General features: G+C 36.7%; 18 protein-coding genes, 1 other RNA gene and 1 pseudogene. 19 read left to right on the top strand and 1 reads right to left on the bottom strand.

All coding sequences use genetic code 11. From position 1 onward, the window contains the following. Positions 1-51 precede the first annotated feature (51 nt). Positions 52-1,533, bottom strand: coding sequence for a glycerol kinase GlpK (gene glpK, locus ACG916_RS10395; RefSeq protein ID WP_419328229.1), 1,482 nt, complete (start codon positions 1,531-1,533; stop codon positions 52-54). 130 nt (positions 1,534-1,663) lie between these two features. On the opposite strand from glpK, the gene ssrA reads away from it, so the two are divergent. The 19 genes and pseudogenes from ssrA to ACG916_RS10300 all read left to right on the top strand — a co-directional run bounded on the left by ssrA (position 1,664) and on the right by ACG916_RS10300 (position 16,485). After that, positions 1,664-2,022, top strand: a transfer-messenger RNA (tmRNA) gene (gene ssrA / locus ACG916_RS10390). Between the two features lie 180 nt (positions 2,023-2,202). Further along, positions 2,203-3,429 (top strand): tyrosine-type recombinase/integrase, encoded by a 1,227-nt coding sequence (locus ACG916_RS10385; RefSeq protein WP_419368187.1) that lies wholly within the window; start codon positions 2,203-2,205, stop codon positions 3,427-3,429. 14 nt (positions 3,430-3,443) lie between these two features. Then, complete coding sequence (locus ACG916_RS10380; RefSeq protein ID WP_419368188.1) at positions 3,444-4,262, top strand: hypothetical protein; 819 nt, start codon at positions 3,444-3,446, stop codon at positions 4,260-4,262. Positions 4,263-4,352: 90 nt separating this feature from the next. Next, entirely contained in the window at positions 4,353-4,553 is a 201-nt protein-coding gene (locus tag ACG916_RS10375) for a helix-turn-helix transcriptional regulator (RefSeq protein ID WP_032048006.1), read from the top strand. After that, positions 4,550-4,828 (top strand): hypothetical protein, encoded by a 279-nt coding sequence (locus ACG916_RS10370; RefSeq protein ID WP_419328232.1) that lies wholly within the window; start codon positions 4,550-4,552, stop codon positions 4,826-4,828. Before ACG916_RS10375 ends, ACG916_RS10370 begins: the two co-directional genes overlap by 4 nt. Further along, a complete protein-coding gene (locus ACG916_RS10365) occupies positions 4,821-5,021 on the top strand; it encodes a hypothetical protein (RefSeq protein ID WP_419368189.1) in 201 nt (66 codons plus the stop codon). The genes ACG916_RS10370 and ACG916_RS10365 overlap by 8 nt, the downstream gene beginning before the upstream one ends. Then, positions 5,011-6,708, top strand: coding sequence for an AAA family ATPase (locus tag ACG916_RS10360; protein WP_419368190.1), 1,698 nt, complete (start codon positions 5,011-5,013; stop codon positions 6,706-6,708). Before ACG916_RS10365 ends, ACG916_RS10360 begins: the two co-directional genes overlap by 11 nt. A 489-nt stretch (positions 6,709-7,197) precedes the next feature. Continuing rightward, a complete protein-coding gene (locus ACG916_RS10355; protein ID WP_419368191.1) occupies positions 7,198-8,403 on the top strand; it encodes a phage major capsid protein in 1,206 nt (401 codons plus the stop codon). After that, complete coding sequence (locus ACG916_RS10350; protein WP_419299696.1) at positions 8,404-8,913, top strand: HK97 family phage prohead protease; 510 nt, start codon at positions 8,404-8,406, stop codon at positions 8,911-8,913. Continuing rightward, positions 8,910-10,067: a phage portal protein gene (locus ACG916_RS10345; protein ID WP_419329285.1), complete on the top strand. Its 1,158-nt coding sequence runs from the start codon at positions 8,910-8,912 to the stop codon at positions 10,065-10,067. The genes ACG916_RS10350 and ACG916_RS10345 overlap by 4 nt, the downstream gene beginning before the upstream one ends. Then, positions 10,039-10,500 carry an HNH endonuclease gene (locus ACG916_RS10340; protein ID WP_419368192.1) on the top strand — a complete coding sequence of 154 codons (462 nt, stop codon included), beginning with the start codon at positions 10,039-10,041 and terminating at the stop codon, positions 10,498-10,500. Before ACG916_RS10345 ends, ACG916_RS10340 begins: the two co-directional genes overlap by 29 nt. 13 nt (positions 10,501-10,513) lie before the next feature. Further along, complete coding sequence (locus ACG916_RS10335; protein WP_419300031.1) at positions 10,514-10,906, top strand: hypothetical protein; 393 nt, start codon at positions 10,514-10,516, stop codon at positions 10,904-10,906. Further along, on the top strand, positions 10,881-12,428 hold the full coding sequence (locus tag ACG916_RS10330) for a terminase large subunit (RefSeq protein WP_419368193.1): 1,548 nt from the start codon (positions 10,881-10,883) through the stop codon (positions 12,426-12,428). Before ACG916_RS10335 ends, ACG916_RS10330 begins: the two co-directional genes overlap by 26 nt. Beyond that, positions 12,428-12,715 (top strand): head-tail connector protein, encoded by a 288-nt coding sequence (locus tag ACG916_RS10325; protein WP_419368194.1) that lies wholly within the window; start codon positions 12,428-12,430, stop codon positions 12,713-12,715. The genes ACG916_RS10330 and ACG916_RS10325 overlap by 1 nt, the downstream gene beginning before the upstream one ends. Continuing rightward, the gene (locus tag ACG916_RS10320) at positions 12,716-13,054 is read left to right on the top strand and encodes a phage head closure protein (RefSeq protein ID WP_419368195.1); all 339 of its coding nucleotides are present in this window, start codon (positions 12,716-12,718) and stop codon (positions 13,052-13,054) included. It begins immediately after the preceding gene. Positions 13,055-13,428: 374 nt separating this feature from the next. Further along, positions 13,429-13,632: pseudogene (locus ACG916_RS10315) on the top strand (Arm DNA-binding domain-containing protein); the annotation flags it as partial. Continuing rightward, positions 13,605-13,868, top strand: a complete 264-nt coding sequence (locus ACG916_RS10310; protein ID WP_419329168.1) for a hypothetical protein — start codon at positions 13,605-13,607, stop codon at positions 13,866-13,868. The pseudogene ACG916_RS10315 and the gene ACG916_RS10310, both read left to right, overlap by 28 nt. Positions 13,869-14,070: 202 nt before the next feature. After that, the gene (locus ACG916_RS10305) at positions 14,071-15,699 is read left to right on the top strand and encodes a hypothetical protein (protein ID WP_419329166.1); all 1,629 of its coding nucleotides are present in this window, start codon (positions 14,071-14,073) and stop codon (positions 15,697-15,699) included. A 210-nt stretch (positions 15,700-15,909) separates the two neighbouring features. Further along, positions 15,910-16,485, top strand: coding sequence for a putative phage tail protein (locus ACG916_RS10300; protein ID WP_419368196.1), 576 nt, complete (start codon positions 15,910-15,912; stop codon positions 16,483-16,485). Positions 16,486-16,545: the final 60 nt, after the last annotated feature.

Below are 16,545 nucleotides of genomic sequence, written 5' to 3'. Positions count from 1 at the left end.
TCATCTTGAATTTTATCTTTCACTTTAGCCAAGCTTTTCTAAGCAGAATTGTTAATTGGACTTTGCACGCTGCAACGCACCATTCCATAAGCTTAAGTGATATTGTCTTTGGTCTGCGCTCATCTTCGGCTCAAAAGCACGATCTAATTGCCAAGATTCGGAAATTTCACTGAGATTATTAAAAACACCTGCCTTTAATCCTGCTAATGCCGCAGCGCCCCAAGCGGTAGATTCTAAAAGTTTAGGGCGTAGCACAGGTACATTTAAAATATCTGCCTGAAATTGCATTAGCATATCATTTTGACTTGCACCACCATCCACACGTAATTGTTTTAAGGGGTGGGCGATATCTGATTGCATTGCAGTTAAAACGTCTGAAACTTGAAAAGCAATTGATTCTAAGGCAGCTCTGGCAATATGTGATTTATTGGTTCCACGTGACATTCCACAGAGTAAAGCGCGTGCTTCACTATCCCAATGTGGTGCTCCTAGACCTGTAAATGCAGGAACCAGAACGACACCATCTGTAGTGTCGACTTGGCAAGCTAACTTTTCAACTTCAGCACTATTTTTGATAATTCCTAAACCATCTCTTAACCATTGCACAATCGCCCCAGCCATAAATACACTGCCTTCTAAGGCATAATGCGATTGGTCCTGGCATTTCCATGCTAAGGTGGTGAGTAATTTATTTTTGCTATATTGAATATCAGTTCCTGTATTGAACAGCATAAAGCAGCCTGTCCCATAAGTATTTTTGGCTGTTCCAGCTTCAAAGCATGATTGCCCAAAGAGTGCAGACTGTTGATCCCCTAATACACCACAAATTGGAATTTCCGCACCAAGAAGCCCTGTGGCTGTATTGGCAATATAACAATCGGATTGAATGATTTTAGGTAGAACACTCACCGGGATATTAAAAAATTCAATTAATTCAGCATCCCATTGCTGTGTTTTTAAATTCATCAGCATGGTGCGTGAAGCATTACTTGCTTCGATGACATGCTCTGAACCTTGGGTTAAATTCCAAATTAACCAGCTGTCGACTGTCCCGAATGCCACATGATTTTGTTCAGCAAGCGCTCTTAAGCCTTGTATATTTTCCAATAACCAAACCAGTTTTCCAGCACTAAAATAAGGATCTATTCTTAATCCGGTTTTTTTGTGTATTTTTTCAGATAAATTGTTTTGAACTAACTGATTGCACCAGTCTGTAGCGCGTCGGTCTTGCCATACAATGGCAGGAGCAAGTGGTTTTCCTGTTCTCTTATCCCAAACCACCGTAGTTTCACGTTGGTTGGTTAAACCAAGTGCTTTAATGTCTTTGGCCAATAGTCTTGCCGATGCGATTGCTTGCTGTACGACGGTGATTTGTGTTGTCCAAATCTCCATCGCATCTTGTTCAACCCATCCAGAATGCGGGGTTTTAATTTGGGTTTCGCGTTGAGCAGAGGCATATACCTTTCCACGCTCATCGAAGATAATTGCTCTGCTAGAGGTCGTTCCTTGATCAAGTGAGAGTAAATAGCTCATCTTTTTTATATTTGTCCCTTGAAAAATAGTGATAGTAGCGCAATTATAGAACTAGGCGCATCATTTGATATAAATGTAGTGAATTATCTGCTTAATTTGCAACAATTATGTTATGATAGCTGTGTTATCTGGGGATGTTATTGGCTTCGACGCCGATGATGAAGCTCATAGATGCATGCCGAGAGCGCATTTTCTCTCGTAAATCAAATTTGCATATTTTAGTCGCAAACGACGAATCTTACGCTCTAGCTGCCTAAGGGCAGCTTGTCCGCTTCACTGAATACTTGTGGTCAGTGGACCCGACTGTAGCGCACGCACACAAGTCCGTATAAAGTCAAGCCTCGGGGCTTTATACTAAACTTAGAGGATCGCGTTTTGTACCCTGTTCGTCGGGTCACTTAATGTTAAAATAATTGACGATATCTAAGCATGTAGTATTCTCGAGTGTAGTGTTGGCGGACGCGGGTTCAACTCCCGCCATCTCCACCAAAATATCAAAATCATATAGTGTTACATAACTTTATATGAGTACGAAAGCCTTAAACCACAACGGTTTAGGGCTTTTTTATTGCTTCAAACAAATATACTTAACTTCATATAATACGAGGTATATTGTATCCCTACTTGTAGCCCATTATGATAATTGAAACTGGGGATACAGGATAGACAATGAAAAGATCGGAAGTTAAGAAAGGAAAACGCCTATCAGATACGGTTTTAGATAACTTAGAGCCTGATCATGTGGATTACCGCATTTTAGATGGCGATAATCTTTATTTTCGTGTCAAAACAAATGGCACTAAATCTTGGCAATTAAGATATAAGACACTGGATAACAAATGGGCTTGGCGTGGACTTGGCTCATATCCTAGTGTATCTGGTGTAAAAGCTAGAAAACTAGCTTTTGAATTATTGAATGCTTCATACAACGGCACACCTATACAAACTCAAAAAGAAAAACGTATTGCTGAGATCGAAAAGGTAAATTCTACATTTGAACAAATTGCACAAGAATGGCTAGACACTAAAAAGCAAAGATGGACTGAGGGTACATGGACTAGAAATGTCGGGGCATTAGAAAAACATATCTATCCTACCTTTGGAAAATCTGACTTTAAAAGTATCATGCCTAAAGATTGGTTTGAGCATCTTCTAGGAATACAAAGAGAGCTGGGAATTAATGAGCAAGTCAAGCGGATGGCTTCATTATGTCGAGAGATATATGACCTTGCAAAAGTGAAAGGGAAAATACAATACAATCCTTTAGATGGGGTTAATAAGTTTTTAGACCCAGCAGAATCTAAAAATATGAAGCATGTATCCCTAGAGGAATTACCCAGACTTTTACAGGTTATTAATAATTATCCAACTCCAGATGTAAGAATAGGACTGCAATTGTTAGTAATGCTTTTTCCCCGACCATCCGAATTGAGGGAAGCGAAATGGGACGAGTTTAATTTAAAAAAGGCTATGTGGATAAGACCAGCAGAAAGAATGAAAACTCGTATTGAGCATGCAATCCCATTACCTAAACAAGCGATTGAGCTTTTAAAGGAATTAAAAAAATATAGTGGTGATTCTGAGTTTTTATTCCCTGGTCGAACAAATTTAGATAAGCCTAGATCAGATACTATCTTTATTATGGCTCTACGCCGTTTGGGATATGGTGAAAAACAAAGTCCACATGGCTTTAGACATATTGCAAGTTCTGCATGGAATAGAAAATATCCTACTATGGGGCAAGTTGTAGAATCAGCATTAGCACACTTAAAAAAAGGTGTGAAAGGTATTTATGATAAAGAAGCTCACTTTGAGGACCGAATAGAGATGCAGCAATGGTGGGCTGATGAATTAGATTTGATGATGAGTAAAACTCACTTAAATATTAATTATTAATTTAAGGAATTATTGTGAAAAAATATTTTACATTGGAAGAGTCGCTTAGCTTTTTAAATAAAGATATAAGCGAATATGAAAAATTAACTCTTAGAGACTTGCTTTTTTTGTGTGCAAAAAAATACATTCAACCATGTTTTTTTTATAGGGGTGAGGCTCTTTGGCGAGAGACTAATGAATATGGAAACAAAGATAAAATATATGAAGTAAATGAGTTATGTATTTATGCTTCATTTGGTGGGATTGGACAAAGATTATTAGAATCTTTCGATATGAATAAAAATTATTTTTTTACTAGATGGGTTTATGAAGTAGAGTTCTTGGTATCAGAAATTCCTGAACATATCACTCAAATTCGATTATATAATCGAGAAGAAGATGAAAAGGAATTAGAGACTGAGCTATTAAACTTAATTAAAGATAAAGATACTAGTTATTATGGGCTTAATCCAGATTTATCAGATCCTGAAACATATCGTGAGTTTCTTGAGCTAGCGTATATTTCATGCCCTGCTGTCAAAGTTGATTTTAAAAATGTTTACTTTGAAAAGAAAGAATTAATTAAAATTTTAGAAAATAAAAATATATTTGAGACATATTCAAATGAGCCAATTCAAGATAAGGAAAATCAGGATAAAGAATTAGGAACTAAGGAAAGCAATAATGTTTCATTAATAATTGGGGCTATGGCAGAGTTATTAAAATTTGATCTAACAAAACCTTTTGGAGATTCTAACAAAGAAATTAAAGAGACTATTGAGCGAATGGGAGGAAAACTAGGCAAGGACACTATTGGACGGTGGTTAGGAAAAGCAAGAGATAATTATAAGTAATTCTAGTTAGAACTAAAGAAATTCTAGTTAGAACAAAATAGAAATGAATAAAAACATAATTCCATACATCAACTGTATGGAGTTATGTAAATGCTTAAAAAGTTTAATGAAGTTTGTGATCTATTGAGTGTTACTCGTGACGGTTTACGAAAAATAATGCTCAAGGACAAAGATTTTCCAAAGCCAATCAAATTAGGAGATACAAAACAAGCCCCAGTCTATTTCGATATAAAAGAGATCGAACAGTGGGTAGAAATTAAAAAAGCTGCACGTAATGAGGTGACAGCATGAAAAATATTAGTTATAGTAATTCTGCTTTGAGCAAAATCTCAAAGTTAGCTTTGACAGGCTATAACAGTGAAGGCGCATACAGTCCGCTTCGGGCTTTTTTTATGCGTAATATCTCTATGCGTTCGCATGTTATGGTGAAGCTGGAGAGGGACATCTTCGGATGTGCTGGTTACCTTCATTGCCAGTCTGTCAACCCTTTTCAGCTTTGCCACCATTATTTGACAGTAATCGGCAAGGCTCTATTCATAATGAAGGAGCGCATTAATCATGCCTAATCAATATTATAACTTAGCAATTGAAGATGGGTCTTCACCTTTTGGCTATAGAGTTATTTTGAATAATCTCCATTTCAGCACAAAAGACCAAGCAAAACGACAAATAGAATTATTAGAAGAACACGCACCTGAAAACGTAAATTTTTTGATTGTACGAGTAGTGGCTGATACTTGGGGGATAAATGAATATTAAACCCTCTTGGGATTCTACTGGAGATATGTTTGAGGAAATAGACCCAAAACAAAAGCCTATTTTCTCACATACTCATGGCTACACTAAAAATGTAGTACACAGTTATTCAATTCAAGATTTTGATTTAAATGTATTGGTTCAGAATGAAGATAAGGGAAATTTTAGAACTGTAGCTGATGAAACGACCTTTAATAAAAGAGATATTTCAGGCTATAAGGCAATCCCTTTATTCGATTTGGAAAGTAGTCAATTAACTGGTTATCAATTGCTGAATACAAATAAGAAATCCCAGCCGATTAAGGTCGGAGCTGGGATTCCAGTTTGTAACTTCAGCAAATGTAATTCATCAAGTTTCATTGCTACAGATAATTTAAGCTTATTTTTTAGATTATCGCAACTGAATTATATTGCTGTATTTCATAGTCAGATCCATACAGCTTTTGAATTGGTGAATAACTATTTTGATGATCAGAAACCAAGAATTATTGCGACCAATAAATCACTAGATTACAACAGTGATTTAAAAGTTCATTTTGATTCTGATGTTTCTAATTTAACTGATCAACAAATTGAATCTGCTTTGTCAGGTAAAGCTATAGAAATTCAACCTAGTGAAGTGAAACACAATACAGCAATTCAAATTGTGAATATGAGTGATATTCAAGCCCAGCCAATTACATGGCTTTGGGATGGATGGCTACCACTTGGAAAGATGACTATTTTGGCTGGTGCTGGTGGATGTGGAAAAACAAACTTATCACTTGCTTTGATTGCAACCATTACAACTGGAGGTGTATTTCCTGATGGCTCACCATGTAGCAATGTTGGTAAAGTTTTAATTTATTCAACAGAGGATGACCCAGCAGATACTTTAAAACCTAGATTGATTGCCAATGGTGCAGATATTAGTAAGGTATCTATCATTTCTGGTCGAACCAATGAGAAAGGAGAATTAGAGCCTTTTGACCCAGCACAAGATTTCCCTAAAATTGAGGAATACATCAAATTAAATCCTGATGTAAAACTTTTAATGATAGACCCGATTATTTCGGCAGTCAGTGGGGATATGAACAAGGCAAACGATGTAAGACGATCTTTACAGCCTTTAGTAGATTTAGCCAATGAATATAAATTTTCAGTGCTGGGGATTACCCATTTCGCTAAAGGTACATCGGGAAGTAGTCCAGCAGATCGGATTATAGGTTCACAAGCATTTACCGCCCTTGCTCGTATGGCTTGGAGCGCTGCTAAACGAGAAGATGAGGGAGATTGTATTTTAGTTCGTGCCAAAAGTAATAATTCAATTTTAGAGGGAGGCATACGTTATCAAATCGAATCTGAAACTGTTTTAGATCATATTGAAACAACTAAAACAGTATGGCTTGGAACAATTGAGGGTACAGCCAAAGAATTATTGAATGAGGCTGAATCGACAGAAAACAATAGTTCAACTGTGGATTTGGCTAAAGAGTTCTTAATTGATCTTTTAAGTTCAGTTGAAAAAATGCCAGCGTCAGAAGTACAGGAGGAAGCAAAAAATGCTGGTTATAGTGTGGCATCAATTAGACGTGCAAAAGACAATTTAAACATAAAACCTTTTAAAGATGGTTCGGCTTGGTACTGGAAATTACCATCAATCTTTAAAGATGTTCCACAGGTACTACCCGAACATAAACAACGCTACTAACCAATGAGCACCTTGAGCATCTTGAGCACCTTAGATATAAGTTGTTGAATTATATTAAGAATGAAGATGCTCAAAGGAAAAATACTTGAGCACCTTCATGAGCATCTTCATTTCTAATGAAAATCATATAGTTACAGGGAAGATGCTCAACATGCTCAAGATGCTCAAGGTATATAGAGGAGAAAATATAGAAAAATAGCTTTAGTAAATTAAAGATAATTTCGTGGAACATTTTTGAAATTTGAATATAAAAAACCCCCAGTGATTCATTGAAGAATTTGGGGGCTAAAAAGACCAATCGGAACAGAGCAACCTAGTTGATGTATGGATTAGTTTTTATGCTCTTGTTTCGTAAAACAAGCATGAGATAGATGTTAAACAAATCTATGTTATTTGGCAAATTTTATATAGATTTATATGAATTTAAGACTATGATTTTTGTATTCATATTATGATATTTAGGCTGTATCTTGATCAGGATACAGAGAAATGACCTTAACTGAATTAATTGAAAAACGTTCTAACACTGTAAATCAAATGAAAACCATTGCTGATAAGGCAACGGCAGAAAACCGAGATTTAACAGCAGAAGAATCTACCCAGTTCGACACTTTAAAAAATGAAGAACGAAGCATCCAGAAACAAATTGACCGTACTGAATATTTACGCAGTCTTGAACGATCAGCACCAGCCGACCATATCGGTGATGGGCAAAATAAAGACTTTGAACAATTAAAGCGTTCAGTATCAGTATCCAATATCATCCGTTCACAAATGAATGGACAAGGTTTATCTGGTGCAGAATTAGAATATAACCAAGAAGCAGAAAAACGCAGCGGACGAAAAGCACAAGGTGCATTCATTCCATTTGATGCACTGGAAACACGAGCAAATACCACCACAACTGCAAAACCAATAATCGGCACTGATTACCGACCACAAGATTTTATTGGGGCATTACGAGCTTCAAATATTGTCCGATCTATGGGCGTTCGTACATTGACTGGATTATCTGGTGATGTGGTTATCCCTAAATTTGGTACAGGTTTATCGCTTGGCTGGATTTCTGAGGGTGAAGCAGTCCCAGAAGATGAAATGTCTTTTGATGCTATTACCTTAAAGCCAAAACATACAGGCGGTAAGACCGAAATGTCACGCCAGTTAATTCAACAATCAAGTCCAGATATTGAAAGCCTTGTTCGTGAGGACTTGAGCTATTTAGTCGGTCAGAATATTGATAAAGCAATTTTGGCTGGTACAGGCGTTAAAGACCCACTAGGGATTTTAAATACTGTAGGCGTTTTGACTGGAACAATCCCAGCAACATGGCAAGAAGTTTTAGCTTTGATTCAAAAAATTGAAGATGAAAATATCACTAATCTAAAATGGTTAGGGACAAGCACCACTAAAACCACATTGGCAGGGATTGAAAAGTCTACAGGTACAGGACAGTTCCTATATTCAGGCGGTCAAGTTGGTGAATTACCTTTCAATGTTTCAGCCAATATGCCAGCAGATAAATTGATTCTAGGGGACTTTAGTCAAGTATTACTTGGTGTATGGTCAGAGATCGACATTCTAGTCAATCCTTATGCAGAACCAGCCTATAGCCGTGGTGGTATCCAAGTTCGAGCAATGGCGACTTGTGATGTAGCAGTCCGACACCCTAAAGCATTCTTGGTAGCAGGTGCATAAATGGAAAAGCGTTCTTTTAGTATTGAATCTAAGGGGCGCACCTTATCAGGGTATGCAGCCGTATTCGACAGCCCAACCATGATAGGGAATATCCAAGAAGTAATTAGAAAGGGGGCGTTTACACGTTCCCTTTCCTCTTTGGATGCCCCAAAAATTAAAGCGATTTATGAGCATGACACCAGCCAATTGTTAGGGCGTTTAGGTTCAAACACATTGCGACTTTCAGAAGATGAAAAAGGCTTGAGATTTGAACTTGATTTACCTAATACCACACTGGGGAATGATGTAGCTGAATTGGTCAAACGTGGTGATTTATCAGGTTGTAGTTTTGGTTTTATTGTTCGGTCAGAAAATTGGACAGATACCAGTCGGGAACTCTTGGATGTTGATCTATTTGAAATCACTCTAACCAGCGATCCAGCTTATGAAGCGACAAGTGTAGATTTACGATCAAAGCGTAAAACCACAAAACTAAGCCATGCTAAAAAATATCTGGAATGTTTACGATGAATAGACGACAAAGAAAGAAATTTGAGCAAAGAAATAATACTCCAGCATATGACACTTATTTCGCTAATGTACTAAACACACCTTTAGTCAATGCCAAAACAGCCGAGAGCATTAGCACTGTTTATGCTTGTATATCTGCAATATCTGAAACGATAGCCAGTCTACCTTTTGAAGTCTATAAACGGACTGATATTGGTAGAGAAAAAGCCAAGCAACATCCGTTATATAAATTAATCCATGACAAGCCAAACGGATGGCAAACATCACTTGAATTTAGAGAGATGCTACAGCGTCATGTTTTACTACGTGGCAATGGCTATGCTGAAATTGTGAGAGATAACCGGGGAATTAAAGCATTAATCCCACTACATCCAGACAGTGTGACTGTCCTACTCAATCATAATGGGAATTTGGTATATGACATTGTTTTACATGATGGTAGCACTAAACGACTACTACAAGATGAAGTCCTACATTTACGTTACCACCCAAGTGACAGCACACCATACTTAGGACGAAGCCCGATACAGGTAGCACAGGACACAATAGCCCTTTCATTATCTGAGCAACAGCACGGAACGAATACCTTTAATAACGGGACTTCAATGAATGGGGTAATTGAAACACTACCCACCACCACAAAAGATCAGGCACAAAACATTTCTGATAGCTGGAAGAAGAACTATTCAGGTGTGAAGAATCATGGGACTACACCAGTCCTACCAAGTGGGGCAAGTTTTAAACCAGTCAGTATGAGTTTGATTGATAGCCAATGGCTAGAGAGTAGACAGTTCAGTGTATTGGAAGTATGCAGACTATTTCGTATTCAGCCCACAATTGTAGGTGTACTGGATAATGCTAACTATTCCAACAGTGTGGAATTGGCTAGACAGTTTGTGACCCTAACATTGAAACGTCATTTACTGATGTGGGAACAGGCAATTAATAACACATGCCTTACATCACAGTTCTATTGTGAACATAACTTAGATGGCTTGTTACGTGGTGACAATGCCAACCGTGCAGCGTTCTACCAGTCAGCACTACAGAATAAATGGATGACCATTGATGAAGTGCGAGAGCTGGAGAATCTACCCATCGGAATAAATACAGAGCAAACAAATAATGAAGAAACACAGCCTTTACAAGCCTAAAGAACGAGTTATCCCACTCAATAGCCGACTATGGAAGAAGATTAGAGAAATGGTTATAGCCAGAGATCAAGGACTATGCCAGATATGCCTTAAACGTGGACTTACTGTAGCTGGGACAGATGTAGACCATGTGAACAATGATGGTAATGACAATGACCTAACTAACCTTATGTTGCTATGCCATGAATGCCACAGCTTAAAGACAGCACAAGACATGGGTAAGTCAGTCAATTGGGGATGTGATGCACAAGGCAGACCATTAGACCCTAACCATGAGTGGAATAAGCCAAACCCATTAGTTCGATGGTATGAGAAGCCAGAGCATTGGGACAACAAGTTTGCTCGAATCTGCCGAGGGGAAACGCTGAAAAATCACGAAAAACTTTCGGATGAAAGACCGCCCGTTCAATCACATTTTTATGACCGCAGTTGAGGGATTTTGAAATATGGGAAATCCAAGAAAACCAACAGAGTTAAAACGCCTTGCTGGGAATGTTGGAAAACGTCCATTGAATGATGATGAACCTGAATTTTTACCAGCAGAAACAATTGCACCAGATTGGTTGATTGGTGAGGGTTTAGTTCAGTGGAATAAGTTAGCACCACAAATGGCTTTAAATAATATGCTCAATGTGACCACTATAGAACCATTGGCGACTTATTGTGATTTATTGGGTGCATATATTGAAAGTCGTAGATCGGGAGAGTTGCCAGACATGCGAGTATTTAACGCATTGCGGTTAATGGCAAAAGAGTTTGGATTCACCCCATCGAGTAAAGGTGGAATAGTTGCACCAGAAAAAGGAAAGAAAAATGACAAGTCCCGATTCTTTAGCTAACTATTATTTTGATGAAAATGAAGCCGATAAAGTTATCGACTTCTTTTCTGAATGTCTTACTCACAGTACAGGTCAATGGCGTGGCAAACCATTTGAACTGCTTGAATGGCAAATAAAATATTTAAGAGAATTGTTCGGCTGGAGAAGATCGGATAATGGCAAAAGACGTTATAGGCAATCAGCTTTATTTATCAGTCGTAAGCAAGGGAAAACCGAACTTGCAGCAGCCATAGCCCTATATTGCCTACACTGTGAAAATGAACCAGCAGCACAATGTTTTAATGTCGCAGCCGACACAGATCAGGCAGCACTTTGTTTTAATGCTGCAAAGGCAATGACTGAAAATGAAATTGAATTAAGCACCAGATCAGAGATTTATAAGCGTTCTATTGTTGTCCCGAATACCGGGAGTGTTTATCGAGTTTTATCCAGTTCAGCAAGTACCAAGCATGGATTGAATGTCCATTATTGTGGCATTGATGAATTGCACTGTATTGATGATCGAGAGCTTGTAGACGTTTTCACCACTGGAACATTGGCACGAAATAACAGCCTTATTTTATATACCAGTACAGCAGGGTTCGACAAAAACTCTATTTGTTTTGAGATTTGGGACTATGCTTTAAAAGTTCAGGACGGAATTATAGATGACCCTACATTCCTACCTTGTATTTATTCAGCCCCAGACGATGCTGATTGGACAGACCCAGAAGTATGGAAAGCAGCTTGTCCAAGTATGGGACACACTGTAGACCAAAGTTTTTATGAACAAGAATGTTTGAAAGCCCAGCAAGTCCCAGCATATGAAAACACTTTTAGACGATTGTATTTAAATCAGTGGACAGAATCCGATTCTCGTTGGTTGAGTTCTTCAGTATGGGAAGACTGTAAAAATGAACATTACCCAGACTTTGCTGGATTGCCATGTTATATCGGTTTAGACCTTTCATCCGTTCAGGACATTACCGCCCTTGTTTTGGGTTTTCCGATTGATGGTAAATTTTATGTAGTTCCTTATTTCTTTGTCCCACAAGTTCAAATATGGGAAAGATCGAGAAAGGATAAAGTTCCATATCCGCAATGGGTAGAGAATGGATATTTAATTGCAACAGATTCTAAAGCAGTCGATCAGCAAGCTATTCGATTAAAAATTCATGAACTGGGTGAGAAGTACCAGATTAAAGAAATTGCCATAGATAGATGGAATGCCAGCCAATTGATGACAGACCTAGAAGCAGATGGATTTGAGGTTGTTGGCTTTGGTCAAGGATACGGCAGTATGTCAGCCCCATCAAAACAGCTTGAAACAATGTTAATTAATGGTGACTTTCAACATCCGAACAACCCAGTTTTAAATTGGATGTGTGCCAATACTGTTGTCGAAATTGATGCAGCAGGCAACACCAAACCAAGTAAAAAGAAATCAAGTGAAAAAATAGACGGCATTGTAGCCACAATCATGGCATTAGGGCGAGCAATGGCAAACATCGAGTTAGACGTAAATGACGAGGTAATATTTTAATGGCATTAGTTCAATTATCAGAAATGAAACAGCATCTTAGAATCTTGCATGATTTTGATGATACAACGATTCAAATTTATCTGGACAGTGCAGAACAGCACATTAAAAACTTTCTAGGTTCGGATTGGGACAAGGTGACAGATGCACCAGCCCCGATTAAATCAGCAATTCTTTTACTGGGTGCAGACCTTTATTTAAACCGATCTATGCAAGCAGATCAGGCATTAAACAACAATCGTGCATTTGATTTGTTATTGAATCCATATATCACCAAAGAGGTTTTTTAGATGAATCTTGGAACGATGAATAAACTTTGTATTATTGAAAAAAAGATTATCCCAGTAGATGAATACAACAATGAACTTGAACCTATTTGGCAGGAATTTACAAAATTGTATGGAAGTTTTCAGCCATTAAGTAGCAAGGATTTAATTGCAGCACAAGCAGCAGGGGTAAATACTAAAGCTCGATTAGTTACCCATTTTGTAGATGGCATTGATTCAACTATGAGAATTTCTATTCATGGCTTATCTTCAGTAGTTCAAACATTCTCAATTGATGGTGACCCCCAGTCAGATTTGAAATCAAATAGGGAGTATTTAACTTTTAACTTGGTGAGTGATTAGGTAGCCAGTTCAGTGGATATTTTGGAAGTTGAACTCACATTATGATATTCTCTTAAAGCTATATAAATACATATAAAATATAGATATTTGTATCCCTGTGTGTATCCCTGTTGGATTTATTGAATTTAATACTATTTAAATCAATTAATTATAATTATGTTCAATTGTCGCCATCCCACCAAATTTGTAAATCATGATCTATCACTTAGTTATACGATGTATCATTAAACTTAATAAAGCCTTGAAATTTAACAGTTTCAGGGCTTTTTTAATGCTTGAATTTCTATCATGGACATATACAAGCACAATTTGAAAATCACGCACTATCACTATATGATGTTACACAGGTGTGACACGCGTGTAACAAGTAAACTATGCTTTCAGACTCACAAGTAAAAGCTTTAAAACCAAAAGAAAAAAGATATTCACTTGCAGATGGTGAGGGCTTGTCAGTTGATGTATTTCCTACACGTAAAAAGAAATGGATCGTTTCATACCGGGTAAATGGGAAACAGACTAGAAAGAATTTAGGTGAATACCCAGAGCTAGGATGCAAAGATGCCCGCCAGTTAGCTCAAATGAATTAGATGCTTATGCAACTAGAAAAGCAAATCAAAGAAATATGCCTAAAAGTGTAGTATTTCAAGATGGTGAATTGAATATCACAGTACTTGTGAAAAGCTGGGCTGAAGTTATAGCTGATGCGCGTTCAAAATTACAATTTATTAATAGACATCTTGAGTACGAGGTTAATCAAGAAAGTTCTCAAAAATATTTAAAAGAAGTGCATGAAAAGTATATTCCTAAAGTTTAAAAATGATTTCAATTTAGGATTTTAATATATCTTTAAAGCAAAGCACCCTAAGCTGCTTTTTCAGCAACGCTATACTATTAAACAAACCTCCCTCGGGAGGTTTTTTATTGCGTCAAGTAAAGACGTATGTCCTGTAAGTTGTATTGTCTGTCGAGCGGATTAACGCAACTATATATCAAACAATCAAAAGAGATGAATAATTATGAGTATTACCAAAATAGATGCTGTAGATGTGTGGGATGGCGATCTTAATCAAAATCAAATTAATGATAATTTTAAATTATTGCCAAGAAATTTTGTAACACCTGAAATGTTTGGCGCAGTTGCAAACGATATAACATTCGATAATACAGTAGCTTTAAATGATGCATTTGCTACTGGTTGTGATGTCTATAGCACACCAGATAAAATATATAGCGTAACTAAAAACCTTAGAACGAAAGGGCAGCGATTAATTGGAGGATGGAAAATTCATTCTAAGAAAAATACATCACGAGAACATTTTTGGGAGAAAACAGTATCAACTGTTGATGATCCTAATGTAAATACTGATGTTATTAGAATGATATATGTGGCTAATGCATATGATCTTTCAGAGTTTTTATACATAAAATCATTAGGATTCAATACACTGCAACATTACTCAGGTATGTCAATTCAAGGTTGGGATAATGACGGTAATGTTCACAATATGCTTGATAATGCTAAGAGTGCTGGACTAAAAGTTATTGTTGGAACACAAAATGATCCATTAGCAATCTCAAATTTAAGCGCATTTGTTTCAAGTATTGATTCACACACAGCAGTTATTGGATATAGCGCAAATGATGAGCCAGTGTGGAATGGTAAAAGTATAGCAGAACAAGATGAACGTATATCAATTATTAAAGCGATTTCAAATAAACTGATAACTGCTGTTGAATTTACAATAGACCCTTTAACAAAGAGAATGTCTGATAATTATGACATCATATTTTTAGATATTTATAATGATAAAAATCAGAATATGTCAGAGGCTGATGCTATGCAAGCTGATCTTTATAAAATGAGAGCTAGTCTTGGTTTATATAGCAGACAATACAAATGCACAATTATTCCAGTAGTCATGGGCTTTAAGTATGTAGATGGTGCGCCACTATCTAGAATTATTAATACCTCTAAAATATTTGCAAAATCATGTGGTGGGAATTTTGGTACATTTGTTTGGGATGGTGATGCAGAAGGCTCAATTGAAACTTCGATTCGAAATTCTTCTTCTTTAGATAAAATGTGTAGAGATATATGTGCTTATAGAAATTTAAAACACAGCATTCCTACGACTTTATTATGGGGATATATAAATAACACCACACAAACAAATTGGGGATTAAAAGATGTATTTGAACATCAAATTCGTATAGACCCAAATTCAACTGATGATTTTAATGGGCTAAACTCTTATCCTACTCAAGTTTCAGGAAGTAACTCTACAAACTCAGATCATTATTCAACCAGCATGTCTGGAGGGACAGGAATGTTGGCTATATGGTTTAAAAAATGGTCTGGGGCATATTGTTCTGATATACCGATGAAAAAATACAATTATATGCACGTTCATTCTGGAACAATTGATTCAACCTTAAAAACTTATTTAAATGTTGTCGGTTCATCAACAGGTGGCTATGGTTTAGGCTTATCACTAGTCTCAATACCAGTAAACGGAACAGTGAATACGGTAACTTTTACCAATACTGCAGAAGCTGATTTATTTTGCATTAAGTATGATGCTACAACAGATATCCCTTATTACAGAACATATATAAGAGGACTTTATGTAACATCTGATTGGTAGAAATGAGTAAAGCTTAAAGCAATTAATAATTGAATTGAAAACCTCCCTAGGGAGGTTTTTTATTGCGCCATACACTGTCGCAAGTCCCTTAACTTCCATTGTTTCTGAACTATAAATAGATCAAAATACTCTAACGTAATTATTAAAAATATTTATAAAACATATAGATAAAACCTAATTGCGTAAAATTAATTATAAAAGGAAAATTTAATGAGCACTATAACAACAGTAGAAAGTATTGCTGAATTATTAGCTATTCAAAGCCCTGAAAATGGCCAAACAATTTTTGTAAAATCTTATAATTCAGGACAAGGTAGAGGTGGTGGTTGGTTTGCTTATGATTTAAGTCAATTGGCTGTGAATGATGGTGGTTTAATGATAAATGGATGGATTCGTCAAGATTATTCAGTATTAAAACCAGAATTCTTTGGAGCAGATCCTAACAATGGTGAGGATTGTAGCTCAGCATTTAACAAATGTTTTGTTGCAGCAAAAGGTTTAGCGATTGAGCTAAATGGCCATTACAAATTCGTAAATCCTATTATTGTTGACTATGCTAATAGTGGTAGCTTGAAAATGTATGGACAGGGAAGTTCATTACATAATGGACAAAATGGTACACAAAGAACTGTATTAGACTTTGATGCTTTATCTCCAGCTGCTACAGCTATCACATTTAAACGTATACGAGGTTTATTCTTATCCGATTTTCACATAACACACAGTACAGCTTTTGATGATGCATCAACAAAGAGGTGGATCAGGAAATTTGAACAACACTTATAAGTGATATTTTGCTCCCCAAATGATGTTATAAACATCAATATATGGAGTATTTTATGGCAC

It is taken from the genome of Acinetobacter legionensis (genome assembly GCF_048552295.1).
In the GTDB taxonomy this organism is placed as follows: Bacteria; Pseudomonadota; Gammaproteobacteria; order Pseudomonadales; family Moraxellaceae; genus Acinetobacter.
This window is presented reverse-complemented; position numbering and strand designations above follow the sequence as displayed.